Raw genomic sequence first — 24,910 nt, forward strand, 5'->3', positions numbered from 1 at the left:
CCTGCGCCCGGTCCGGGCAGAGCGTCAAAGCTTGCCTTCGTCCTCGAAGATCACGGTCCATTCCTCGACCAGGCCGTCGAGGGCCTCTTGCGCGGTGCCGTTGCCGGCGATCACGTAGTCGTGGATCTTCTCCTGCATCGCGAGCAGCAGGTCCGCATAGGCAGGCTCGGCCCAGAAATCCTTCACGATGGCCATGCTATCGAGGAAGGTCTGCGCATAGGGTTGGCTCGAGGCAAAGCCCGGATCCTCGACCACCGCCTTCAGCGCGGAATAGCCGCCAAGCTCCCACCAGCGCGCCTGAATCTCGGGCTGGGCGAACCACTTGATGTACTCAAGCGCCGCATCCTGCTTGGACGAATAGGCCACCACCGAAATCCCCTGTCCGCCGAGCTGGGCGAACTGCCCCGCGGGGCCGGCCGGATTGGGGAAGTAGCCGGACTTGCCGCCGCCCACGTTCGGGTCGGCCTCGACGCCGGGCCAGATGAACGCAAAGTTCATCTGCAGAGCGACTTGGCCTGATTTGTAGGCGTCGATGTTCTCGCCCATGTACCAGTTGGAAGATCCCGGAGGGGGGCCGACGTCGTAGAGCGCCTTGTAGAATTCCAGCCCCTCGACGGCTCCCGGCGAGTTGACGAACCCTTCCATCTCGTAAGGCTTCTCGGGATTCTCGTAGAGGAAGCCGTAGTTGTAGAGCGCGTTGGTCACCCCCATGGTGATGCCTTCCGAGCCCCGCTCGGTGTAGATCGCAGCGCCATAGACGGTGTTGCCGTCGATGTCGCGCCCCTCGAAAAATTCAGCGATGTCCTTCAGCTCTGCCAGCGTTGCCGGCACGCCCAGGTCACGACCGTACTTTTCCTTGAATTCGGCCTGCAGTTCAGGCCGCTCGAACCAGTCCTTGCGATAGGTCCAGCCCACCACATCGCCGAACGCCGGAAGCGCCCAATAGTTCGGCGTGCCCTTGGGCCACTCGGAATAGCCGGTGACCGTGGCGGGGATGAAGTCGTCCATCGTGATGTCTTCGGCGTCGAAGAAATCGTTGAGCTTCACGTAGTGGCCGCTCTCGGCGCCGCCGCCGATCCACTGGCTGTCGCCGATCATCAGGTCGCAAAGTTGCCCGCCCGAGTTCAGCTCGTTGAGCATCCGATCGGCGAAGTTGGGCCAAGGCACGAACTCGAAGCTCATCTTGTGACCGGACTTCTCTTCGAAGTCCTTGCTGAGTTCGACCAGCGCGTTTGCCGGATCCCATGCGGCCCAGCACAGCGTCAGATCTTCGGCCTGCGCCGACGTGGCTCCGGCAGCCAGAAATGCGCCGGTTGCGACAGTGGCCATGAATTGTTTTTTCATCGATTCATCCTCCCTGGACATCGCCACCGTCGCCGTGACTTCGCGACTCAACGATGAAATATTCATAAATGAGGCACGTGCCTCAAAGCAACAATTCTCTGATGCACGTGCCTCAAATGCATGTATAACGTTCATGATGACGCGGCTTCACACTGGAAGGGTGCGACTTGAGAGTCCGTAAGGATTTGATTTATGGATGAAAAATCTGAACCTGCCGACCTTTTGGGCATTCTGCGACCGACAACGAAGGATCTGGCCCGTGTGGCCGGAGTAAGCCGCGCGACAGTCGATCGCGTTCTCAATGGGCGCGACGGCGTGAGACCCGACACGGTCAAGAAGGTCAATGCTGCGATCAGGGACCTGGGCTTCGTCCGCAACCTCTCGGCGGCAAACCTCGCGAAGGGCAAAAGCTACCGGTTCCTGTTCGTCCTGCCCCGGTCAGGCGACCAGTTTCTGGAGGAGATCCACCGTCACATCGCCGAAGCCAACACCCTCTACACGTCCGAGATGATCCGCGCGAACGTGCACCAGATCGAAGAGCATGACCCACATCGGATCGCTGGATATCTGTCCAGTCTATCTTCGCAGGACGTCGACGGCGTGGCGATCATGGCACCCGAAACGCCGCAAGTGCGCGACGCGATCACGAGGCTGCGTGAGCGTGGCGTCTGCGCTTTGCCATTCATTTCCAATCAGGCGCTGTCCGGCGGCAACTGGGTCGGGATCGACAACCGCGCCGCCGGTTGCACGGCCGGCACTCTGCTGGGCCGATTCATCCATGCGGCGCAAGGCAAGATCCTCGTCGTGGCTGAGAGCATGCAATCGCGCGACAGCCTTGAACGACGCCTTGGATTTGACGAGGTGATGAATAACCAGTTTCACAATCTGACACCGCTACCCACGATCGAGACCTACGGTTCCGCAGAACGCGCGCAACGTGTCGTGAGAGCTGCCATCGACCGAAATCCAGAGATCGTCGGAGTCTACATCCTGGCCTCGGAAGCCCGGATACCGGGCGAGGTTTTGGAGGCTGCGCGCTTTGTCGAGCCTGTCGTTGCCATAGCTCACGAACGAACCCCATTTACGTCGGCAGCTCTCACGTCCGGACTGCTCGATGCGGTCATAACGCAGGATCCGGGCCATCTTGTCCGAAGCGCAATTCGCCGGCTACGCGCCATGACCGACAACCTCACCACGTTGAATTCCCAGGAAAGGATACGTATCGAGGTGTTGCTCCAAACGAACCTGTAACAACTCTTCACAATCCACCTGAGACATCTCTTTTTCGCCGGCCAGCGGCTAGCAGCGATGAGTGCGGTCAGACCAAAGGGAACCCGCAGGGAGTGGCTGCCATGAACCTCTAGAAGCAAACGTCGGACCGAACGGGCTTCATCGGCAACAGATCATCTGAGGCGAACGTCGACACCACGCTCATTAAGAAAATCTTCAAAGTTTCGGGTAGTGCTGTGGTTCGTCATCGGCCGAGGCTAGGGCAGGTACAAACCTTCTGAAGTCGAGTTCTTCCTACATTGTATCACGACAGGTTAAAGCTGTGTCAGGTTCGAATGCCTTGTTTCTTTGGTTGCTCGACTTTCGTTTGTCGCAAATTCTTACTGTCACGTACAAAGGTCCTTCGCCTCGCGTCGCCATTTAGGAGTGCTCCAGAACGGCCTCGACCTGCGCCGCGAACTTCGCCGCTGCGACGGGCAGTGTCCGTCCTTTCAACTGGCAGAGATAAAGCAGGCCTTCCGGAACATCGCGGGTGTCGACCTTTCGCGAAACGATGGATTCCCCGGTTCCGGCAACCGGCAAACCCACGGGGATCTGGAACGAGATCAGTCGTTCCCGGCTGGGATAGTGGCGCAGGAATTCGAAGCTGTCCGATTCCACCGCGATGTGCAGGTCGACGGACGACCGCAACATCGCCAAGTCGATCAGGTGCCGCACGCCGTATTGCGCGGTCGGGAGGCCGATTGGGAATGCGGCACAGTCTCGGAGGCGAATGGTCTCGCGTCCCGCGAGAGGGTGATCCTTTGCCATCACGGCGTGCAGCGGCTGTCGGGTTGTGATGAGGACCTGGATCTCCCGCAGCCGCACAGGTTCGAAGACGATGGCGATGTCCGTGTTCATTTCGACCAGCGACTGTTCGGCCGCGGCGCGGTCGCGGAGGCTGACGCCGAAGGTCACGGCGGGGTGGTCGCGGCGATAGCGCGAGATCTGCTCGGGCAGAAAGTACGGCAGCAGCGCCTGACTGCACGCGATCGACACGTGCCCTCGCCTTTCACCGGACAAGTCGGCGATCTGACTTTTCAACTTCTCGAAGTCCGACAACTGACCTCGGATGTGGGCAATCAGGAGTTCGCCCGCCGTCGACAGCCGGACGCCTCTCGGCAACCGCTCGAAGATGTCCACTCCAAGCTCGTTCTCGAGCGTTAGGAGACGGCGGTTCAGGGCGGTCGATGTGATCGCGAGGGTTTCCGCCGCCTTCCGGATCGAGCCGGCCCTGGCGATGGCATCGACGTACTGCAGCGGCATCAGGTGCCTGCTCGACATGGGACACTTCCTCGAGTCCGATGCATTTCTTGCAGCGGTACAGTGCAATGTTAGCAGAAGACAGCAGCACTTTTCCCCTCTTTTGTTGTCGCGGGAGCAGGTGGGTCACCGCTGCAAGAAAAGCCGCGCCTAGCTCGAAGACTTCGACCGGAGACATCCAGACATGACCATGAATACGTTTTCCCGACGCGGCGTCCTGAGGGGCGGTGCTGCACTTCTGGGAGCAACAACACTTGGCGCCATTCCAAGGACCGCCAGGGCCCAAGGCACCATGACCGTCGGCTTCATCTACGTCGGCCCGAGGGACGACTTCGGTTACAACCAGGCCCACGCCGAGGGAGCGGCCGCCGTCAAGGCGATGGAAGGCGTGACGGTCGTCGAAGAGGAGAATGTCGCCGAAACCGTGGACGTGCAGAAGTCGATGGAGTCCATGATCAACTTCGACGGCGCGTCGCTCATTTTTCCGACCTCTTTCGGCTACTTCGACCCTCATGTCCTGGCCGTCGCCCCGAAGTACCCCGAGGTGCGGCTTCGAACACGCCGCGGGACTTTGGTCCGAAGGGATGCCGACCAACGTCGGCTCGTACTTCGGCTACATCGGCCTTGGCCAGTACCTGAACGGCATCGTCGCCGGACACATGTCGACGACCAGGAAGCTGGGCTTCGTGGCCGCCAAACCGATCCCGCAGGTGCTGCAGAACATCAACTCGTACCTTCTCGGCGCCCGCCAGGTCGATCCCGCGATCACGTGTCAGGTCATCTTCACGGGTGAATGGTCGCTGGCCGTGAAAGAGGCCGAAGCCACGAACGCGCTCGCCGATGCCGGATGCGACGTCATTACCTGCCACGTGGACGGGCCCAAGGTGGTGATGGAAACCGCCGCCGGTCGCGACTGTTTCGTCTGCGGGTACCACGCCAATCAGACACCCCTTGCTCCCGAAAGGTATCTGACTGGCGCCGAATGGAACTGGCCGGGCGTTTACACCCGCATGGTGCAGACGATGCTCGACGGGGGCACGATCTCGAACTTTGACCGGGGTGGTCTGGCCGAGGGCTACATCAAGATGTCCCCCCTCGGGCCCGCGGTCAGCGACACCGCCAGAAATCAGTTCGAGGCAACGATGGCCGACATGATGAAGGGCGGCTTCGCGGCCTACAAGGGTCCGCTCCTCGATAACAAAGGGAACACGATCCTTGGCGACGGAGCCTCCCTCCTCGAAACCGACATCGCGCTGGAAAGCATGGATTATCTGGTCGAGGGCGTGGTCGGCGCGACGTCGTGACGGCATCGCAGGAGGCAGGGCAAGGGGCATGACCATCGCCGATCCAGTAGATATCGGCACCCGCGAGCGGTTCTCGTCCGAGGGTTGGCTCGCCTGGCTTGCACGGCGGTCCGAGGCCGTAGTCATCCCCGTCCTGGCGCTCCTTGCGGGACTTGCGGTGTTCGGTGTGTTCCTGATGCTGGTTGGAAAGTCTCCGGCAGACTTCTATGGCCTGGTCTTTCAGGCCGCGTATGGGTCTTCCTTTTCCTGGCAGAACACCCTGTCACGTACCGGACCGCTTCTGTTCGCCGCGCTGTGCGTGGCTTTGCCGGCGAAGCTGGGGCTTGTCGTCATCGGAGGCGAGGGTGCGATCGTGCTGGGCGGCGTCGCGGCGGGTGCGCTTGCCGCTGCCCTGGCATCCTGGCCAGGCGCCATCGCCATCCCCGTTCTGGGATTGGCCGCGTCCTTCGTAGGAGCGGTCTGGATCGGGGCGATTGGCTGGTTGCGGTACGCGCGCGGCGTCAACGAGACCATCGCCAGCCTGCTCACGGCCTACATCGCTATTGCGCTGATGAACCACTTGGTTGAGGGGCCGTTCCGCGATCCGGCGAGTCTCAACAAGCCGTCGACGGCCCCCTTGGCCGAACACCTACGGGTAGGGAACATCCCCGGTTGGGATGTGCATTGGGGGCTTGCAGTGGGTGTCGTAGTCTGCATTCTATCGTGGCTCTTGATCGACCGCACGACCTGGGGGTTCGCGGCGCGGATCGCCGGTGGCAACGTGCGCGCGGCCGAGGTGCAGGGACTGCCGGTCGGCCGGCTCATCATCAGCTTCACCGCCCTGGGCGGAGCCTTCGCGGGTCTCGCGGGCATGTTTGAAGTGACGGCGGTCCACGGCTCGGCCAACGCCTCGTTGGCGGCGGGATACGGCTACACGGGGATCCTGATCGCCTTTCTCGCGCGGCAGAATCCGCTGGCCATCATACCCGTAGCGATCCTGCTCGCGGGCTTCGAGGCGTCGTCCGGCCTGATCCAGCGGCGAATGGACCTGCCGGACGCCACCGTCCTGGTGCTCCAGGGTTTCGTCTTCGTGGCGATCCTGCTGTCCGAGTCGCTTTACGGCCGGTTCAAGATCTTCGCGCCGGAACGCTGGAGGGCGGGCTGATGGAGAACGACCTCGGCCTTTGGGCGATACCCATCGCGATTGTCGGCGGTGCGATCCGAGTGTCGACCCCGTTCCTCTTCGTGTCGCTCGGTGAAGTGCTGACCGAGCGGTCGGGGCGGATCAACCTCGGTCTGGAAGGCACGCTCGTCTTCGGCGCCATGTCGGGTTATGCCGTCGCCTACCAGACCGGCTCGCCCTGGGCCGGAGTCCTGGCCGCGGCCTTCGCCGGCGCCATCTTCGGCCTGGTCCACGGAGTTCTCTGCTCGATCCCCAAGGTCAACGACATTGCCATCGGGATCGCGATGATGCTGCTCGGCATGGGCCTCGCCTACTTCTTTGGCAAGCCCTACATCCAACCGGTCGCGCCGGACCTTCCGTCGTTCCCGCTCGGCTGGTGGTCTGACCTTCCGCAGGTTCAGGCTGCCTTGCGGATCAACGTACTATTTATCCTTGGCATCGCTCTCGCATTTGCGCTCTGGTGGATGTTCCGCGCCACCCGCGTCGGTCTTGTGATCCGCGTCGTCGGGGATTCAACCGACGCCGCGCGCGCGATGGGGCTGAGGCCATCCGTCGTCCGCACCTTCGCGACGGCGGCGGGCGGCGCCTTCGCAGGGATCGGCGGCGCCTATCTCTCGCTCTATTACCCTGGAAGCTGGAACGAAGGTATCTCGTCCGGACAAGGTCTGATGGCGGTGGCGCTGGTCATCTTCGCACGCTGGAACCCGATCGCCTGCTTCGGCGCCTCGCTTCTCTTTGGCGGCGCGGGCGCGCTCGGTCCCGCCTTGCAGTCGGTCGGTGTCTCGGAGGGCTACTATCTCTACTACGCGGCGCCCTATGTCCTCACGCTTTTTGTCCTGATCGCGATTTCGTCGAAGTCGCAGGCGATCACGGGCGCTCCCGGCGAACTTAGCATCACAAAATAGGAGAAGAGCATGAGCGGTCTCGGCGGTCTCAACAAGTCTCCCAACGGTCTGGTGATCGGGCTGGTGCAGCTTCAGCTTCCGGTTGTCAGGACTCCCGCCGACCTGGCGGCGCAGACCGAGCGGATCGTGGCGATGGTCGGCAAGGCCCGGCGCAGCATGCCCACGATGGATTTGGTCGTCTTCCCCGAGTACGCGCTGCACGGCCTTTCGATGGATACATCGGCCGAGCTCATGTGCAGCCTCGAGGGCCCCGAGGTCGCCGCATTCAAGGACGCCTGCGCTGCAAACCGCATCTGGGGCTGCTTCTCGATCATGGAGAAGAACCCGGGCGGCAACCCTTTCAACTCGGGTCTGATCATTGACGACGAGGGCGAGCTGAAACTCTACTACCGCAAGCTTCACCCCTGGGTGCCGGTCGAACCGTGGGAACCGGGCGATCTCGGTGTCCCGGTGATCGAGGGTCCGAAAGGCGCGAAGATTGCGCTCATTATCTGTCATGACGGCATGTTTCCCGAGATGGCCCGCGAGGCGGCCTACCGGGGAGCCGAGATCATGCTGCGCACGGCCGGTTACACCGCTCCGATCCGCCACAGCTGGCGCTTCACCAACCAGTCGAATGCCTTCTGCAATCTGATGGTGACCGCGAGCGTCTGCATGTGCGGGTCGGACGGAACATTCGACTCGATGGGCGAAGCCATGGTGTGCAACTTCGACGGCACCGTCGTTGCCCACGGGACCTCGGGCCGGCCGGACGAAATCATCACCGCGGAAGTCAGGCCCGACCTCGTCCGCGAGGCCCGCGCCAACTGGGGTGTCGAGAACAATATCTACCAGCTCGGCCACCGGGGCTTCGTCGCCGTTCAGGGCGGCGCGAGCGACTGCCCCTACACCTACATGACCGACCTCGCCGCCGGACGATACCGGCTGCCCTGGGAAGGCGAGGTGAAGGTCACCGACGGCACGGGCGAGGGCTTCGACGCGCCGACAAGGCGCTTCGGCGAAAGGCGGCGGGAGGCTGCGGAATGAAGGATCAGCTCCAGATTACGGTCGCATCCGAGCCTTATCCATGGCCCTACAACGGGGATCTGAGGCCGGAGAACACGACGCTCATCATAATCGACATGCAAACCGACTTCTGCGGCGAGGGTGGCTATGTCGACGCCATGGGCTACGACCTGTCGCTGACGCGCGCCCCGATCGGTCCCATCAAGGCGGTCCTCGGCGTGATGCGGGCGAAGGGCTATCACATCATCCATACACGCGAGGGGCATCGGCCCGACCTGTCCGACCTGCCGCGGAACAAGCGCTGGCGGTCGCAGCGCATCGGGGCGGGCATTGGCGATCCGGGACCCTGCGGAAGGATCCTGATCCGGGGCGAGGCAGGCTGGGACATCATCGAGGAGCTTTACCCTGTGCCAGGGGAAAGCATTATCGACAAGCCCGGCAAGGGCTCGTTCTGCGCGACCGACCTGGAACTGATCCTGCGCACGAAGGGCATCGAGAATATCATTCTGGCCGGCATCACGACCGATGTCTGCGTCTCGACGACGATGCGGGAGGCCAACGACCGGGGCTTCGAATGCCTGATCCTCGAGGACTGCTGCGGCGCAACGGATCCCGGCAACCATGCCGCCGCCATTCACATGGTGAAGATGCAGGGCGGGGTCTTCGGCGCCGTGTCGAACTCCAGAGACCTCATTGAGGGGCTGCCATGAAGTCCGTTTCCAGTACCAAGGGCGCGATCGGCGTCGAGACGCTGCACATGACGATGCGCTTCGGTGCCTTCACGGCGCTCGACGACGTTTCCGTCCGGATCGAGCCGGGCAGCTTCCATGCGCTTCTCGGCGAGAACGGCGCAGGCAAGTCGACCCTGGTGAAGTGCATCATGGGCTTCTACCATGCGACCTCGGGCGAGATGCTGATCGACGGACACGAAGCGAAGGTTCCCGACCCTCGGGCCGCGCATGCCCTCGGCCTGGGCATGGTTTACCAGCATTTCACGCTGGTCCCGTCATTGACCGCCGCCGAGAATCTCGTGATCAGCCGCGAGGATGCGCCGGCCGTCATCGACTGGCGAAAGGAAAGCGCCCGGCTCGAAGACTTCATGACGCGGATGCCCTTCCGGGTCCCGCTCGACCGTCCGGTTCGCGCGCTCGCCGCTGGCGAGAAGCAGAAGCTCGAGATCCTGAAGCAACTTTATCTCGGTCGCCGGTTTCTCATACTCGACGAGCCGACGTCCGTCCTGACACCCGACGAGGCCGACGAGGTCCTGGGTCACGTCCGGGGCCTTTGCGAGGCGGGAGCGATTACCGTCCTCATGATCTCTCACAAGTTTCGAGAAGTCGAAGCCTATGCTGACGAGGTCACGGTACTCCGTCGCGGCAAGCTGGTCGGGCAGGGGCCGGTGGCCGACCTGTCTCGGGCGGAGATGGCGCGGATGATGATGGGGGACGCCAAGCTCGCCGAGCCTGCGCCACGTGCAGGCATTCCTGGCCCAATCATTCTCTCTGCGATGGGCGTGCGCGCGAAGGATCGCTCGGGACTGAAGGAGATCGCGTTGGAGCGGCTCGAAGTGCGAGGCGGCGAGATCGTCGGTCTCGCCGGAATATCGGGCAACGGGCAGGTCGAACTGATGGAGCTCCTGACCGGCCAGCGCCCGCATTACGCCGGTTCCATCGAAGTGAAGGGCGCGCCCTTCGAGGCGACACGTTCCGAAGCCCGTGTCCTCGGCGTGAGATACCTGCCGGAGGAACCGCTTCACAATGCCTGCGCTCCCAGGATGAGCGTCGTCGAGAACATCGGGTTCAGAACCTTCGACCTCAACGGCTCTGGCAGCCGCTTCTGGCTGAAACCAGGGGACATGCGACGGCGGGCCGGGGAACTTGTCGAGGCGTTCCGCGTCAAGACCGCATCGCTCGATAGCCCGATCTCCTCGCTTTCGGGCGGGAACGTGCAGCGCGCGGTGCTTGCCCGGGAGCTGACTGGCGCGGTCGATCTGCTGATCGTGGCCAACCCGTGCTTCGGCCTGGACTTCACCGCCGTGGCCGAGATTCGGGCGCGCATCATGTCCGCCAGGAACGGCGGCGCCGCGGTGCTGCTGATCTCGGAGGACCTGGACGAGATCATGGAGCTCGCCGACCGGGTACTCGTGATGTCCGAGGGAGCCATCTCTTATGACCGGCCGGTCGGAGAAGTGGCCATCGGCGAAATCGGTCAGCGCATGGCCGGGCATCACTGATGGCGGAGATCGACGCACTCCCGTTCCCGCTTGTTTTCGATCCGGAAACCACGGTGCTCATGGTGATCGACATGCAGCGCGACTTCATCGAGGAGGGTGGCTTCGGCGCTTCGCTCGGCAACGACGTGCGGCTGCTCCAGGCGATCGTGCCCGCGACCGCACGGCTCATCGCTGCGGCGCGCGCGGCGGAGATTCCGGTCATTCATACCCGCGAGTGTCACGCGCCGGACCTTTCCGACTGCCCACCGGCGAAACGGGGCCGTGGGTCCCCCGCGCTGCGCATCGGCGATGTGGGTCCGATGGGCCGCGTCCTCATCGCCGGTGAGCCGGGCGCGGACATCGTGCCGGAACTGGCACCCGCCGAGGGAGAAATCGTGATCGACAAGCCTGGCAAGGGCGCCTTCTATGCCACCGACCTCGGCGACCGTCTGGCGCGGTTGGGCACGCGGACGTTGGTCCTTGCGGGCGTCACGACCGAGGTCTGTGTGCAGACCACCATGCGTGAGGCGAACGACCGGGGGTACGAGTGTCTGCTCGCCGAAGACGCGACCGAAAGCTACTTCCCCGAGTTCAAGGCGGCGACGCTCGAGATGATCCGCGCCCAGGGGGCTATCGTCGGCTGGACCGCGACCACCTGGCAGATCGAGGCGGCGCTTCGTGGATAAGGGAGTAGAGAAGCAGGTTCACATCGCCGGTCTTTTGAAGGGTGCGTGGCAGGATGCCGACTTTCAGCCATTCCGCGACGGTGTCGAGATCTGCTGGATTCGCCGGTCTGATCCAGGTGTGGCCCTGCTTCGCTATGCGCCGGGAGCCCGGGTGCCCCGCCATCTCCACACCGGCCTCGAGACGATCTTCGTGCTGGAAGGCAGCCAGTGCGACGAGAGCGGGACCTATGCGGCCGGTTCCGTCGTCCTGAACCCCGAGGGCAGCGTCCATTCGGTCTGGTCGGACGAAGGCTGTGTCCTGATGATCGAATGGGAGCGGCCGGTCCGCATTCTCGAGGAAGAGCGATGACGGTCCTCGCAGACACATCCTTCGACTTTGCGTCGCTGCAGGCCGCGTTTGCCTCAGGGTACTCGGCGGCCGATGCGGTCGAGGAAGCCTATCGACGGATAGCGCTTGCGAACGACCCGGGCATCTTCATCCACCTCCGCCGGAAGGAGGACGTCCTTGCCGAGGCCCACGCCTTGCCGCCGTTCGACCCCGAACGATTTCCCCTCTGGGGACTTCCATTCGCGATCAAGGACAACATTGACCTTGCCGGAGTGCCGACGACGGCGGCCTGTCCGGCCTTCGCGTACACCGCCGAGGCGGATTCCTTTGTCGTGAACCTGCTGCGAAAGGCCGGGGCGATCCCCGTCGGCAAGACGAACCTGGACCAGTTTGCGACAGGGCTTGTCGGGGTCAGGACGCCTTATCCGGTCCCGAAGAACGCCCTCGATCCTGCAATCGTCCCCGGCGGTTCGTCATCGGGCTCGGCCGTCGCGGTGGCCCGCGGCCTCGTGTCGTTCGCTCTTGGCACCGATACGGCCGGATCGGGCCGGGTGCCGGCGGCGCTGAATAATATCGTCGGTCTGAAGCCCACGCTCGGAGCGCTGTCGGCAACGGGCGTCGTCCCGGCCTGTCGTACACTCGATACGATCTCAATCTTCGCGCTGACCGTCCCCGACGCCTGGAGGGTCTTCTCGGCGGCGGCGCGCTATGACGACGCGGACGGCTATTCCAAGCGTGTCGTCGCCCCGCGCATGGGTGCCGCAGAATCCGCTCTGCGCGTGGGCGTGCCAAGCGCGGCGACCCGCCAGTTCTTTGGCGACACGGTACAGGAGCAGGCCTTCGCAGACACGCTCGCGCGGCTCTCCTATCTTGGAGCGACGCTGGTCGAGCTGGACTTCAAGCCCTTCTTTGACGTGGCGGCGATGCTGTACGAGGGCGCCTGGGTCGCCGAGCGCATGGCGGCGGTCGAGACGTTCATGCGCGAGCGCCCCGACGAGATCCATCCCGTCACCCGCCAGATCATCGGAGCGGCTAACCGACTGTCCGCCGCGGACGCGTTTCGCGGCATCTACCGGCTAGCCGACCTTCGCCGCAGCGCCGAAGGGTTGATGACCGGGATCGACCTGCTTTGCGTGCCGACCATCCCGACCTTCTACACCCTGGCGGACCTGGAAGCCGACCCGGTCACGCCCAATTCGCGACTTGGCACGTACACGAACTTCGTCAACCTGATGGATCTATGCGGGATTGCAGTCCCGACAGGCCTTCGCGCGGACGGCCGTCCGAGCGGTGTCACGCTGCTTGCGCGTGCGGGGCAGGACGCGCGCGCGGCTGCGGTCGCGAAGGGGCTTCACGAGGATGCCCTGCCCATGCTGGGCGCCACCCAATTGCAGGTGAGGCCGGGCGACCTCGGCAACCCGCGTCCCGATCCCGACGAATGCGTCATCGCCGTCGTCGGTGCTCACATGTCCGGCTTGCCGCTGAACCACATGTTGACCGAGCTCGGCGGATGGTTCCTCGAGAGTGCTAGGACGGCGGCCGACTATCGACTGTACGCATTACCGGGCGGCCCCCCGCAGCGGCCTGGACTTCTGCGCAGTGCGTCCGGCAGTACAATCGCATTGGAGCTTTGGGCGCTTCCCTTGAGGGGCTTGGGTCCGCTCCTTGCCTCCGTCCCAGGACCGCTGTCGATAGGCAGTGTCACGCTGTCCGATGACCGGTGTGTCAAGGGGTTCCTGATGGAGGCGCATGCGGCTGAGGCATCCGATGACATCACCCATTTCGGTGGGTGGCGGGCCTATCTTGCGAGCCGCTAGGTCGTGCAGAGACCCGTCACAATTCCACTTGCTTGGAAAGCTCGAGCGACTGTCGCTGCGCCGGGGTCGATGTGGCCACCCAGTGGTTCGGTGCTGATAGGCCGCGCGGCCAGTCTTGGCGCCAATCATCGAGGCCGTATGGTCCGCTTCGGCACGAGCGGCTTTGGCAACTGTCGATATCCCGGCCTCCAATTCATGAAGGCGGGTTTCAGCGCGTCGACCATCCTGCGCTGCCGCTCAGGAGACGCTGAGACCAGTCAAACAACAGGATTGCTCTGTTCCGGGGGACAATCATGCGCAGCCGCAAAGAAATTCGCGCTTCAGGGGTCGGAGAGCCCCAAGACATAGGAGTTCGGGACGGGGATGAATGAACAGTGTAGAACCCATTGAGTGTCTAGAAAGGACTGCATGCGACACCTCGATCCGTTCAAGGACATCGTCGTTATTGCCCGGGTCGGTTCGATCCGGAAGGCTGCCGAGATACTTAACATCAGCCCGACCGCGCTGAACCGACGACTGCTTGCGATGGAAGCAGATTTCGGTGTGCAGATTTTCGAGCGCCTGCCCAAGGGGTTGAGACTTTCCTCCTCAGGCGAATTGATCATCCGACACATGCGCAACCAGCTTTCGCAGCATGACTACCTGATCTCGCAAATTGACAACTTGTCCGGATTGCGGAGTGGTCATGTATCGATCGCCTGCAGCCAAGCCTTGCTGCCGCATTTTCTGCCGGAGCAGATCGCGACCTTCAGAACGGCGCACCCCGACGTGACCTTCAGCGTGCGTCTGCGCGACAGAGGGATGGCGGAAAGCAGCTTGCAGGACCATTCCGCAGACATTGCGGTTGTCCTGGAGCCGATGAACCTCAGCGTGTTCCAGAACGAACTCACAGTGGGTCAGCCGGTCTGGTGCCTGATGCGCGAGCAGCATCCGCTCGCGGCGAAAAACACGATCCGGCTGGGCGAATGTTCAGAGTACCACGTTGCGCTGCCGGAACCCAGTTATGGCGTCCGGTTCCTGATGGACCGGACACACATGACCTCGATCTACGGGCTCAAGCCCGTGGTCGAGGCTGACAGCTTCGAGTTCCTGCGCGGCCTTTCGGAATATGAGGACGTCTTGACCTTCCACATCCCGATCAGCCTGCCGGCAAAGCCGCCCCCGGGCATGGTCTATCGGCCGCTCGACCCTCGGGATGTGGCCGAAGGCCGTCTGTCGATCGGGTACCTCAAGGGGCGCACGCTGCCCGTCGCCGCGGCCAGCTTTCTCGAGCACGTCTGCCGTGCACTTGGCGAGCGCCACGGTGATCTGGTGAAAGCCTAGTTTCGCAAGCAGCGGACCGAGCGGACTATCGGCGTGGTCGTGCCGCCCGTCGACACCAGCGCGGCCTTGCGTATGACCCGGGCGGGACCTTCGACCTTGCTTGCTGCGCGTTCGCGCATCTTGCCCACCTGGGCGACCTCCAGCGCGGTCACGTTCCCCGGGTTGTCGGCGCACACGCGCGCGCCTGAGCCCTTGGCTTGGGGCATTGGCAGGAGCGCGACGATGCCAAGGGCCAATACCACATTCAGGACCATAGACATCCGCATGGACCTGTTCTGGAAAGTATCAATTGCGATGGACATTTCATCTTCCCTGCTACGTCGTTGCTGGTGTTCTGGAGCCCATTCACCAAGACTGGAAGGAACACCGCTATAGGAAGAATGAAGCGCAGTACGCGGGATGTCGCGTGACATCTTTGCACTCGCCCAGTGCATAAAACGCAGATGAAGGTGCATTACGGTACTCACGGCGTCTCAAGCTGTTCAACGCAAGGTGCAGTGCTAATCGTCACCTACAGTTCGTCCCGCCTTAGCGATTCCTGAGCTCTCGAGCCGGACTACTATCCCCGGTGCGCCGTCAGCCGCCTCGATGAACTCGATACCGAAACCCTCAAGGGTCTCACGCAGCCTGATCACGTTTGCGGCTGTGGCTGACGGCTTCCCATCCGTCATTTCAATCCGCTTGATCGTGCTGGTGCCCAAGGAACTTGCCTTCGCCAACTCAACAACGCTGAGCCGCAAAGCCAATCGAGCCACTCGAAACTGCAGTCCAGTCATGCTTGACCTACTCCATATGATACCATATATACCATATGGTACCGTTTAGTAAAGGCTAGCCCACATGAACACGTTAGAATGGCGTTCAGAGTTCCTGCGCTTGGAAGGAGCCTACTCACCAGCCACCATGAAATCCTACTATAGTGATGTCGACATCTTCGCGGCTTGGTGCGCGGAGGAGGGCAGGAACGTCCTTCCAGCCACGGCCGACACAGTCAGTGCCTTCCTCGAAGCGCAGGCACTCGGTCGCTCAATGTCGACGGTGCAGCGGCGGCTGTACTCGATAAGAAAGGCGCACCGTCTGATGCGCCTTCCCGACCCTACATTGGATGAAGAGGTCTTGCTGGCCTTGCGTCGCGTCCGTCGAGCCAAGAACGCACGTCCGAAGCAGGCCCTTGCGCTCACACGAGACGTCCTCGACCGAATTCTGAGGACTCAGCCCGAGACCCCAGTCGGTCTACGTAACGCGGCGCTGCTCTCCCTCGGCTATGAGCTCCTGACCCGGCGCTCTGAATTGGCGGCGCTCAGGCTCGAAGACGTGACCTGGCGCGAAGATGGGACGCTTAGGGTTTTGATACCGAGGAGCAAGGCGGACCAGTTCGGTCAAGGTCGGCTCGCATTCACTTCAGTCAGTACACGCGAACGAGTGGACGCCTGGCTTTCCTGTCGCGGAGCGCACATCTCCTGGCTGTTCTGTCCGATATACGCCGGCAAGCCTATCGCGCGACCGCTCGGAACCTCGACCATTCGGGACATCGTGAAATCGTCTGCAAAGGCCGCGGGCTATGACGCAACTTTTGTCCGAGACTTGAGCGGTCACTCGATGCGGGTGGGCGCCGCGCAGGATTTGCTCACTGCAGGGCATGACACGGCCGCAATCATGAGGGCAGGGGGCTGGAAATCGGTCGCCGTGCTTAGCCGGTATCTGGAAGCGGCAGAACACAACGTCTGGAACTGAGGGGACAAATGTCATTGAGGCAGCGGAGAGGTCAGGTGATCCGCGCCACCTTGATCTCTGACGCGCGTGGTTCACGAAACGCTGCTGTGGCGCAAGATAAATGCCTCTATTGCTTCGCACTTCTTGTTGTTCAGCTGGGGCCCGTTTAGCCTGCGATAAGACACGTCGAGAAGATGTATGCGCGTCTCGACATGCCTGATCTTCTGCTCGATACTCCGCCTCTCGCTTTCCGGCGCGGTCTCGAGTTGGGCCGTCAGGTCGGCCAAAAGGTCGGACAGTGCGGTTGACCGCTGGACCTGAAGCTCGACGACCGCCTGACACTCTTGCACCGGCTGCGCGTGCCCCGCGGTTACCCCGAACATCACGATACCGAAAGCCGAAGCGACGGAGCGGATCCTGTGAATAGACATGTCATCCCCCAATTACATGTGGATGCGCCGCTACCGGGCGCCGAAGCCGCTGAAGAAGATCACCACAGTGCGCCAGATGATGAAGGCCTCGAGAGCGAAGCTGGCGCGCCGGACGTAATAGCTGTCGAACCTGGCCTTTCGGCGGATCGCATTGGCGCTGTCTGCATAACCGCCCTGGACCTGTGCCAGCCCCGTGATGCCGGGGCGGACGCGGAATCGTTCGCTGTATCGAGGGACCGTCTGCCAGAACAGATGGGAGTGCTCCCAGGCGTCAGGCCGGGGACCAACAACGCTCATTTCTCCGCGCCAGACGTTTACGAAGTTCGGCAACTCATCCAATCGGAATCGTCGGAGGATCCGCCCAAGAGGCGTGATTCGCTCGACTTCCAGCGGAGCAGTGGCTGGACGCGCGTTCGTGACGACCTCCTCCGGCAGCATCGTCCGAAACTTCAACATGGTGAACCGGTCGCCATAAAGCCCCATTCGATGCTGCGAATAAAGCAGCGGACCCGGATTGAAGAGCGGATTGAGAAGAAAAAGGAGGATGCCGACAAAGGCTGTGAGAACCAGTCCGAAAGGGCAAAGGATCAAGTCGAATGCGCGTTTGCTGAGTACTCGCTCAAGCTTAATGCCGGACTGGCGTTCGGCGGCGACAACCAGAATAGGATTCTTGTCGAAATCACGGGAATACATGGCGGGCAGCCCTCAACGAAAATGAATTTGTCGACTGATCAACCACCGTTGGATATGCGGTAACACCGTTTGTCGAGTGACACTAGCCTTGACAGGGCATTTTTCCGCGGCGATCTGAAATGGACGATTCGAAGTCCGATGAATGAGCACCAAGTCCGTTCCCAGGGCAACTTCTTCGTCTATGATCGTCTCTGGCGCAGGCTCGCGCGCAACCCAAACTTCAGTAATGGACACAGGGCGCAGGGCCGCTGGGTCCGATGCCTCTGCCGTCCTGGATCTGAGCAGCCATTCGATGCGGGTCGGCGCGGCACAAGACCTTCTCACGGCGGGGCATGACACGGCCGCGATCATGAGAGCAGGGGGCTGGAAATCGGTCGCCGTGCTCAGCCGCTATCTCGAGGCGGCGGAGCGCATCGTCTGGAAGCGAGGCGTGAACCTGTCACGCAGCGGCGAGTTCAGGCAGCAGTTTCCTGAAATAGTCGATGGTCCGGTCGAGACCTTCGTCCAGAGCGACGGAGGGCTGCCAGCACAGCTTCTCCTTCGCCACAGAAATATCCGGCTGGCGCTGTTTCGGGTCGTCTTCCGGAAGGGCCTCGTGGATCAGCCTGGACCGCGATCCCGTCTTGGAGAGCACCTTCTCCGCAAGCTCGCGGATCGTGAACTCCCCCGGGTTGCCGAGGTTCACCGGCCCGGTGACGTCGTCCTCGCTCTCCATCAAGCGGACAAAGCCCTCGACGAGGTCGTCGACGAAGCAGAAGGACCGCGTCTGCTGCCCTTCGCCGTAGATTGTAATGGGATCGCCGCGCAGCGCCTGCACGATGAAGTTCGACACCACGCGGCCGTCGGCGTGATGCATGCGAGGCCCGTAGGTGTTGAAGATCCGCGCCACCTTGATCTGTAGACGGTGCTGGCGGTGATAGTCGAAGAAGAGCGTCTCCGCGCAGCGCTTGCCCTCGTCATAGCAGGAGCGCGGCCCGATGGGGTTGACGTTGCCCCAGTAGCTCTCCGGCTGCGGATGCACGCTCGGATCACCGTAGACCTCGCTGGTCGAGGCCTGGAAGATGCGGCACTTCAGGCGCTTCGCCAGACCGAGCATGTTGATCGCGCCGTGCACCGAGGTCTTCGTCGTGGCCACCGGATCATGCTGGTAGTGCACCGGCGAGGCCGGGCAGGCGAGGTTGTAGATCTCGTCGACCTCGACGTAGAGCGGGAAGGTCACATCGTGGCGCAGGAACTCGAAGCGCGGATGGCTGTGCAGGTGATCGATGTTGCGCTTGGTCCCGGTAAAGAGGTTGTCGGCGCAGAGCACCTCGTGGCCCTGCTCGAGCAGCCGGTCGATCAGGTGGGAGCCCAGGAAGCCGGCGCCGCCGGTGACCAGGATACGTTTGCGGCTGTCATAGAGGCGTGCCAAGCGGGATCACTCCTTGCAGTTCTGGAACATTATTTCGTGCGCGACTGCTCTCGGAGGAGGAGCCGTATCGTTCGGAAATACCACGCCTTGTAAGTGGCATAGTGGTAGCCGGCACGGCCGTCCAGCACCCCCAGCTTCACCACGTAGGTATAGACAAAATAGAACATTGCGTACCACCCCGCACCAATGTGGCGATACTTGAACCGCTGCCGCCCGGTGAGCGCCTCCCAAGCGAGGGGATCGCCGGCGAGCGCCGCCGTGCGCTTCGCTTCCCAGGCGGCGTAATCGATGTGCTTGCGGAGAAACTGCGCGAGCCCGCGGTCGTCGCGATGCTCGATCGGCACGGTGATCTCGGCCGTGCGCCCCTCGAGGATGGGATGCTCGTGGATCTCCATGTCGAGGCCGCTCCAGGCCTCCTCCTCGATCCTCTCGTAGAGCCCCGCGCCGACGCGGAACAGCGCAAGCTTGCGCTGCGGCACGCCGTGGCGAAGCGGGCGGCCGAGAAAGCTGTTGCTATAGGTGAGCCAGTAACCGACGACGTCGTCCCGTCGGATGGCGCGGGCCAGCGCCTCGACGAAGGCTGCGTCAACGAATTCGTCGGCGTCGAGGAAGAGGACCCAGGGCGTCGCGGGCGGATGAGTAAGCAGGAACCAGTTCCGTTTCTTGGGGTAGCGCCCGTCCCAGGCAAACTGCAGCACGCGGGCGCCATGCGCCTCCGCGACCTCTGCCGTCGCGTCTTCCGACTGGCTGTCGAGCACGACGACCTCGGCGAAGCGGGAGAGGCGGGAGAGCACCTCGGGCAGGGCCGCGGCCTCGTTCCTGGCCGGGATGACGACCGTGCAGGGGATGCGAGGGACAGCGTTATCGGGCATTTGCCGGACCCGAGAGGCTTGCCACGCCGGGCATACGTCGCGGCGGGGCGCGGAATGGAGCTGAAGATATGAGAATTATCAATGTGTTACGACCTAACCCTCTGCACAAGCTACAACCTTAAGTTGAAATTTGGCTTTGTTTCGGGAAATCGGGCCTTCGAGGGGCGAGGGAGGCCGCATCGGCGTTGTCTGCACGCCCCGCGGCCCAGGCTTCAAAGGCGTGCCGGCGCCCTGTGCGCGCCTCCCGGAGATAGCGCCTCAGAAGACGGTGCCGCTCGCCACCGGACATTGTCTCTTCGGTCTCGACGCGGGCGATGCGCCGCAGGATCGACAGGTCCGGGCGGACCTCCCGCCTGGTCCCGACGAACTCGAGCAGCTCGTCCATGATCAAGTCCGCCGTCTCCCGCAGGTCCTTCGTACACTCGCCGGGCTTTGCCGCCCCCGTTTCGAACGCCTGAAGGGCCCGTTCTGCAGCGACGAGGTGCGCCTCCGCCTGGGCCAGGGCGAGCGCCCTCACGCCGCATTCGTCCGCCGGCAGCAGGTCGCCCGGCGTGATGTGCGGACTGTCGAGGATGATGGCCAGCCAGCCGGCGACGCTGCCGGGATCGGGGCGTGCCGTCGCGCCGTGGCGCAGGGCATTGGACGCCACCATCGCCTTGCCGGGGGCCGTCCTGGGGCCGGTGCTGCGCCCCGCGTTGGCGCGGTTGCGGGCCGCGATCTCGTCGGACGTCATCCCCCGACGACCTCCGCCTCGACGACCTCCGCCTCGACCACCTCCGCCTCGACCACCTCCGCCTCGACAACCTCCGCCTCGATGGCCTTCACGTCGACGGGCCGGGCTTTCTGAAGAGCGTCGTAGTCCCGCTTCACCTCGCGGCGGCGCCGCTCGAGGGACTGGATCTTGTCGTCGTGCTTCGACGCCGGCGCGGGCCACGCGAGATAGGCCGCGCTCATGAGTTCGACCGGGTGCAGACCGAGTGCGACGACCTCGGCATAGGCCTCCGCCTGGAGGTCGGGATCCTGCGACACCGTCCGTGCGGCGAGGCCCTCTGCCATCTTGAGCGCCGCCGCCTTGTCGAACTCGAAGGGGGCCTTCCAGGCGTCCTCGTCCCCTCCCTCCGCGATGAACTTGTCCCAGGCCTCGTCCAGGGCCGCCTCGTGCCTGGCCTCTTCACGCGCCAGCACGGCGTCGCTGACGGACGTGTGGATCACCCGGCGGAAGTTGGCGTCGCGCATGCGGCGGTGCTGCAGAAGCTCCCACTCGATGGCGACGAGGTTCTCTGCGACGACGCATTCATAGGGTGTGAAGGGTGTGAGCGACTGCATCATGCCCCGGTGGAAGTCCCGAAAGGAGCCCGGGTCCTCACCGAGGATCGGGTCTCGCGCAGGCAGGAGGTCTGCAAAGCTGGTCATGCCGAACCGCTCCGGGCTGGGCGAGGTCAGGTCTCTGGACATGGGGCATCTCCATCATTGTCCCTGCCTCCTTCCGCCGCCACGGCCACCGAGCGAGGCAATTATCCGACGTACGTTGTGGGACGCGCGCAATCAAGCCCAGCATCTTGATTGCCTGCGTCCGTCGATCAATCCCCTTGCGCCCGTGACACACTTACCATGCCGGGGCAGGGATCAGGACCGTTTACGTTCGCTGGCCGGGATGTCTGATGCGGATACCGGGGCGGTCCTCCGGGGTGCCGATGAAGTCGATGCCGGCGGACTCGAAGGCGGAGACAAGCTTTTTGACTGTGCCTGGTCTGCATTGAGGTGGTCCGTCACGCGCTTCGATCGTCTTGATCGTACGAACCGAGACAGTTGACGCGCTTGATAGGTCCTGTATCGACCATCTAAGAACTGCGCGCGCAGATCTAAGTTGCTGGACAACTACCATTGCGCCGAGCCATATTTGCACTTAAGGTGCAATTTATGCAACGCCGACCTATCCACCCTTTTGTCGACTGGCGCTCCGAATTCCGACGCCTCGAGGGCGCCTACGCTCCGTCCACCATGCGCAGCTATCACGCGGATGTCGAGGCTTTCGAAACCTGGTGCAACGATCGAGCCATGTTCCCCTTTCCCGCAGAAGTCGACACCGTCTGCCGGTTCCTCGAGGACCAGGGACGGACGAAGGCGCCCTCGACCGTGCGGCGACGCCTTTACGCCATCCGCAAGGTGCATCGCCTGCTGCGACTGCCCGATCCGACACATGACGAGGACATCAACCTCTCCCTCAGGCGCGTCCGCAGGGGCAAGGCCATTCGTCCGAAACAGGCGAAGGGCCTTACCCGCGACTACCTCGACCGCTTCCTCGAAATCCAGCCCGACACGCCCCGCGGTCTGCGCAACCGCGCCATGCTGTCGCTGGGCTATGAGCTTCTCACCCGCAGGTCGGAACTGGTAGCTCTCAGAAACGACGACCTCGACGAGAGGTCGGACGGCACCCTCCGCGTCCTCATTCGTCGGAGCAAGGCAGACCCCTTCGGCGCAGGGCGCATTGCCTTCACCTCCCATCGGACTGCCGACCTGATGCGGGAGTGGCTTGATTTGCGCGGGCAGGACATCGACTGGCTGTTCTGTCCAGTTTACCAGGGCAAGCCCGTCAACCGAGACCTCAGCACGACGACCGTCAAGAGGCTCGTGAAACAGGCCGCCGAACGCGCCGGGCTCGATGCAGCCGTGGTGGGGGAGTTCAGCGGTCACTCTCTGCGGGTGGGGGCGGCACAGGATCTGCTCACGCGAGGCTTCGACACGGCCGCCATCATGCGCGCTGGCGGATGGAAATCGGTGAACGTGCTCGCGCGCTATCTTGAACTGGCGGAGCACAACGTCTGGGCGTGACTCGTTGAGTTTCAGTCAATCCTTTAATTCAGCCTTCACAACTACATAGCGACCAACGCAGATTGCGTCCATGTCGGTCCTCAAGAAGCAATCCACGGCCTGCTCTGGCGTATCCACGATGGGTTCGTTTTCATTGAACGACGTATTCAGAACCATGCCGACCCCTGTTCGGGACTTAACGGCGCCAATCAAGAGATGGTAGAGCGCATTGGAAGTCGGGTCGACGCTCTGCAGCCTTCCTGTTCCATCGACATGTGTGATGGCAGGCAGACGTTCGCGCCATTCCGGTCTGAGTTTCACGACATGCATCATGAAGGGTGAGTAGATGTCCTGCTCGAAGTAGGTGGCCACATCCTCACGCAGAACGCTTGGCGCAAAGGGACGGAAGCTCTCGCGCCGCTTGATCTTCGCGTTGATGATGTCCTTCATTGTAGTGATGGCCGGGTTCGCGAGGATGGACCGGTTCCCGAGTGCTCGGGGCCCCCATTCGCTCCGCCCCTGGTACCATCCGACCACCTGTCCATCGGCAATCAACTGGGCGACGCGCTCCACAAGCGGCGCGTCCGCGGAATATTCTTTCACCGGCAGACCGGTCTTCTCGACGGCACTGCGATGGCGAGCGTCACTGTATTCGGGTCCCCAGAAGGCGTGCTCCATATGGAAACGCTCGGTCGACCCAATGACGTTGTGCCAAGCCCAGAATGCGGCACCTACGCACGTGCCGTCGTCCGATGACGCGGCCTGCAAGTAGGGAGACGTGAACTGCGTTTCACGCAGGATCCGCGCATTAGCAACGCCGTTGAGCGCACAGCCACCGGCCATCACGAGTTGTTCCGTTTCGACCATTCCGTGAAGACGATTGAGGCAGTGCACGGCCGCTTCCTCGAATCTGACCTGCACCGAACGAGCGATATCCTTTTCACGCTGGGTTAGGGTGCCGCGTGCCGCCGGCGCGCCCAAGGATTTTCGAACGACATCGCGCCAGAGACGTCCCATCACGATATGTTCTCGGTCGTCCTTTGAACCTGACTCGCCGCCCTCGTGCATCCCGAAGGCGCCTTTCGCTAGCCTAAACCAGCCATTTTCGGGCAGCTTGACGAGCTTGCGCATCAGTTCGCGGTGGACGTCTTCACCATAGGGGGCAAGCCCCATGACCTTATATTCTTCCCCGAATTCATCGAAGCCGATGAACTGACAAAGAGCAGTGTAGAAGAAGCCCAAGCTGTCTGGGAGCGTGACGCGATCGAGGACGTCAATTCTAGGTCCCTCACAGCGGGCCGCCATCGCCGAAGCAAAGTCCCCGGATGCGTCGTAGGAGAACCCAGCGGTAAGTCCATCGAAGGGGGAGCAGTAATACGAAGAAGCGATGTGGGCTAGATGATGTTCGACTGGTACTGTTTTGAAAGTGGCCAGCGACGGGTCCTCATCACAGACCTGTGCAAGCTGATCGAGCATGGATTGCGTCTTTTTCGAACGCGAAACGTGTTCCAGCGCGGCGCGCCCACCGGTGACTGGGTGCTTCATCACGTAACGTATCTTTGCTCCCCGGTTCGCCTTCGTATCACGGGGTAGAGCGATATGGGTCACGTCGGAAAGCTTGAGCCCGTTGTCGGTCAGCAGCCAACGAACCGCATTTTCGGGAAAGGCCGGACTGTGCTTCTCCCGAGACCCCAGCCGTTCTTCGGCAACAGCGCCAACAAGCTTTCCATCGACGACGAGGCACGCCGCAGAATCTGCATGGAAGGAATTCAGGCCAAGAATTGCGGACATATCGAAACCTCGAATGACGAAGGTTGGTTGAAGCGCTTGTTACGCGACGCCTCTAATGTGACTCAGTCTAACCGTCTGGCGTCCGGCGGAGCGCTGCCGGACGCGACGCTCTCGTAGTTACTCATTATCTTCTCGTCGACGCTCTGCCAGCCGAAATCACTTTCCATCCATGACCAACCGCGCTCACCCATATCGCGTAACGCGGAGCGTTGGAGAGCGGTCGCCTCAACCAGAGTCCGGTCCAGCGCCTCGGTCTCAAGGTCGAGCCACCGGCCACAGCGATGGTCGCTAAGGCCGCTGCGAGGAGCGTTCCGGGTGGTGACGACCGATATGCCGTGCGAGAGCGCCGCGGCGATCACGAGGCCGAAGAACTTGGCTTTAGTGGGAAGGACGACAATGTCGGCGGAACTATAGAGATCGGACTTCACCTCGCCAGGATCGGCGCTCTTTGAATGGGGAGGTCTTGTCGCCTCCGCGGACATAGCCTCATGGCTCCCAGGGAATAGGGGATTTCACGATCTGCCTCACGCAATTGCCGAACATCAAGCTCCAAGGGATCGGAATATGCGC

The 24,910-nt window shown here is 62.6% G+C and carries 24 protein-coding genes and 1 pseudogene; 14 read left to right on the forward strand and 11 right to left on the reverse strand.

The annotated features are described in order from the left end of the window. Positions 1-24 precede the first annotated feature (24 nt). A complete protein-coding gene (locus EF888_RS05965) occupies positions 25-1,344 on the reverse strand; it encodes an ABC transporter substrate-binding protein (RefSeq protein ID WP_109761126.1) in 1,320 nt (439 codons plus the stop codon). Positions 1,345-1,536: 192 nt separating this feature from the next. Between EF888_RS05965 and EF888_RS05970 the strand changes: the two genes are divergently transcribed. Beyond that, a complete protein-coding gene (locus EF888_RS05970; protein ID WP_109761125.1) occupies positions 1,537-2,595 on the forward strand; it encodes a LacI family DNA-binding transcriptional regulator in 1,059 nt (352 codons plus the stop codon). Between the two features lie 399 nt (positions 2,596-2,994). Here EF888_RS05970 and EF888_RS05975 read toward each other — a convergent pair whose 3' ends face one another. Further along, positions 2,995-3,897: a LysR family transcriptional regulator gene (locus tag EF888_RS05975; RefSeq protein WP_109761124.1), complete on the reverse strand. Its 903-nt coding sequence runs from the start codon at positions 3,895-3,897 to the stop codon at positions 2,995-2,997. Between the two features lie 563 nt (positions 3,898-4,460). Between EF888_RS05975 and EF888_RS22165 the strand changes: the two genes are divergently transcribed. The 10 genes from EF888_RS22165 (at position 4,461) to EF888_RS06025 (ending at position 14,618) form a co-directional block, all read left to right on the forward strand. Beyond that, a complete protein-coding gene (locus tag EF888_RS22165) occupies positions 4,461-5,180 on the forward strand; it encodes a BMP family ABC transporter substrate-binding protein (protein ID WP_241239816.1) in 720 nt (239 codons plus the stop codon). 28 nt (positions 5,181-5,208) lie between these two features. Then, positions 5,209-6,324, forward strand: coding sequence for an ABC transporter permease (locus EF888_RS05985; RefSeq protein ID WP_109761123.1), 1,116 nt, complete (start codon positions 5,209-5,211; stop codon positions 6,322-6,324). Next, positions 6,324-7,247 (forward strand): ABC transporter permease, encoded by a 924-nt coding sequence (locus EF888_RS05990; RefSeq protein ID WP_206508445.1) that lies wholly within the window; start codon positions 6,324-6,326, stop codon positions 7,245-7,247. The genes EF888_RS05985 and EF888_RS05990 overlap by 1 nt, the downstream gene beginning before the upstream one ends. Positions 7,248-7,256: 9 nt before the next feature. Further along, positions 7,257-8,273, forward strand: coding sequence for a formamidase (locus EF888_RS05995; RefSeq protein ID WP_109761121.1), 1,017 nt, complete (start codon positions 7,257-7,259; stop codon positions 8,271-8,273). After that, entirely contained in the window at positions 8,270-8,962 is a 693-nt protein-coding gene (gene biuH / locus EF888_RS06000) for a biuret amidohydrolase (RefSeq protein ID WP_109761120.1), read from the forward strand. The genes EF888_RS05995 and biuH overlap by 4 nt, the downstream gene beginning before the upstream one ends. Then, the gene (locus tag EF888_RS06005) at positions 8,959-10,485 is read left to right on the forward strand and encodes an ABC transporter ATP-binding protein (RefSeq protein ID WP_109761119.1); all 1,527 of its coding nucleotides are present in this window, start codon (positions 8,959-8,961) and stop codon (positions 10,483-10,485) included. The genes biuH and EF888_RS06005 overlap by 4 nt, the downstream gene beginning before the upstream one ends. Beyond that, positions 10,485-11,150 carry a cysteine hydrolase family protein gene (locus EF888_RS06010; protein WP_109761118.1) on the forward strand — a complete coding sequence of 222 codons (666 nt, stop codon included), beginning with the start codon at positions 10,485-10,487 and terminating at the stop codon, positions 11,148-11,150. Before EF888_RS06005 ends, EF888_RS06010 begins: the two co-directional genes overlap by 1 nt. Then, on the forward strand, positions 11,143-11,499 hold the full coding sequence (locus EF888_RS06015; RefSeq protein WP_241239817.1) for a cupin domain-containing protein: 357 nt from the start codon (positions 11,143-11,145) through the stop codon (positions 11,497-11,499). Before EF888_RS06010 ends, EF888_RS06015 begins: the two co-directional genes overlap by 8 nt. Continuing rightward, positions 11,496-13,295: an allophanate hydrolase gene (atzF, locus tag EF888_RS06020; RefSeq protein ID WP_109761116.1), complete on the forward strand. Its 1,800-nt coding sequence runs from the start codon at positions 11,496-11,498 to the stop codon at positions 13,293-13,295. Before EF888_RS06015 ends, atzF begins: the two co-directional genes overlap by 4 nt. A 408-nt stretch (positions 13,296-13,703) precedes the next feature. Beyond that, a complete protein-coding gene (locus EF888_RS06025) occupies positions 13,704-14,618 on the forward strand; it encodes a LysR family transcriptional regulator (protein WP_109761115.1) in 915 nt (304 codons plus the stop codon). Here EF888_RS06025 and EF888_RS06030 read toward each other — a convergent pair. Continuing rightward, a complete protein-coding gene (locus tag EF888_RS06030; protein ID WP_126918506.1) occupies positions 14,615-15,031 on the reverse strand; it encodes a hypothetical protein in 417 nt (138 codons plus the stop codon). The genes EF888_RS06025 and EF888_RS06030 overlap by 4 nt on opposite strands. A gap of 490 nt (positions 15,032-15,521) precedes the next feature. On the opposite strand from EF888_RS06030, the gene EF888_RS06040 reads away from it, so the two are divergent. After that, positions 15,522-16,352 (forward strand): tyrosine-type recombinase/integrase, encoded by an 831-nt coding sequence (locus EF888_RS06040; RefSeq protein ID WP_241239818.1) that lies wholly within the window; start codon positions 15,522-15,524, stop codon positions 16,350-16,352. Positions 16,353-16,423: 71 nt separating this feature from the next. On the opposite strand, the gene EF888_RS06045 is transcribed toward EF888_RS06040, so the two are convergent. Beyond that, entirely contained in the window at positions 16,424-16,762 is a 339-nt protein-coding gene (locus tag EF888_RS06045; protein ID WP_109761112.1) for a hypothetical protein, read from the reverse strand. 30 nt (positions 16,763-16,792) lie between these two features. Then, a complete protein-coding gene (locus EF888_RS06050) occupies positions 16,793-17,455 on the reverse strand; it encodes a sugar transferase (RefSeq protein ID WP_109761111.1) in 663 nt (220 codons plus the stop codon). 226 nt (positions 17,456-17,681) lie between these two features. Between EF888_RS06050 and EF888_RS22565 the strand changes: the two are divergent. Continuing rightward, positions 17,682-17,801, forward strand: a pseudogene (locus tag EF888_RS22565) (hypothetical protein); the annotation flags it as partial. 93 nt (positions 17,802-17,894) lie between these two features. Here EF888_RS22565 and EF888_RS06060 read toward each other — a convergent pair. From EF888_RS06060 to EF888_RS21715, 4 genes are all read right to left on the reverse strand, one after another. After that, positions 17,895-18,866 carry a UDP-glucuronic acid decarboxylase family protein gene (locus EF888_RS06060; RefSeq protein WP_109761110.1) on the reverse strand — a complete coding sequence of 324 codons (972 nt, stop codon included), beginning with the start codon at positions 18,864-18,866 and terminating at the stop codon, positions 17,895-17,897. A 29-nt stretch (positions 18,867-18,895) separates the two neighbouring features. Beyond that, positions 18,896-19,738 (reverse strand): glycosyltransferase family 2 protein, encoded by an 843-nt coding sequence (locus EF888_RS06065; protein ID WP_109761109.1) that lies wholly within the window; start codon positions 19,736-19,738, stop codon positions 18,896-18,898. A 118-nt stretch (positions 19,739-19,856) separates the two neighbouring features. Next, positions 19,857-20,471: a hypothetical protein gene (locus EF888_RS21710; RefSeq protein WP_164721585.1), complete on the reverse strand. Its 615-nt coding sequence runs from the start codon at positions 20,469-20,471 to the stop codon at positions 19,857-19,859. After that, on the reverse strand, positions 20,468-21,193 hold the full coding sequence (locus tag EF888_RS21715; RefSeq protein ID WP_164721586.1) for a hypothetical protein: 726 nt from the start codon (positions 21,191-21,193) through the stop codon (positions 20,468-20,470). The genes EF888_RS21710 and EF888_RS21715 overlap by 4 nt, the downstream gene beginning before the upstream one ends. 465 nt (positions 21,194-21,658) lie before the next feature. Between EF888_RS21715 and EF888_RS06080 the strand changes: the two genes are divergently transcribed. Next, on the forward strand, positions 21,659-22,570 hold the full coding sequence (locus EF888_RS06080) for a tyrosine-type recombinase/integrase (RefSeq protein ID WP_109761107.1): 912 nt from the start codon (positions 21,659-21,661) through the stop codon (positions 22,568-22,570). A 15-nt stretch (positions 22,571-22,585) separates the two neighbouring features. Here the strand turns inward: EF888_RS06080 and EF888_RS06085 are convergent, their stop codons facing one another. After that, entirely contained in the window at positions 22,586-24,340 is a 1,755-nt protein-coding gene (locus EF888_RS06085; protein WP_109761106.1) for a carbamoyltransferase family protein, read from the reverse strand. Positions 24,341-24,402: 62 nt separating this feature from the next. Beyond that, a complete protein-coding gene (locus tag EF888_RS06090; protein ID WP_164721587.1) occupies positions 24,403-24,768 on the reverse strand; it encodes a glycosyltransferase in 366 nt (121 codons plus the stop codon). Positions 24,769-24,910 lie beyond the last annotated feature (142 nt).

The organism is Silicimonas algicola (assembly GCF_003970735.1).
Classification (GTDB): domain Bacteria; phylum Pseudomonadota; class Alphaproteobacteria; order Rhodobacterales; family Rhodobacteraceae; genus Silicimonas; species Silicimonas algicola.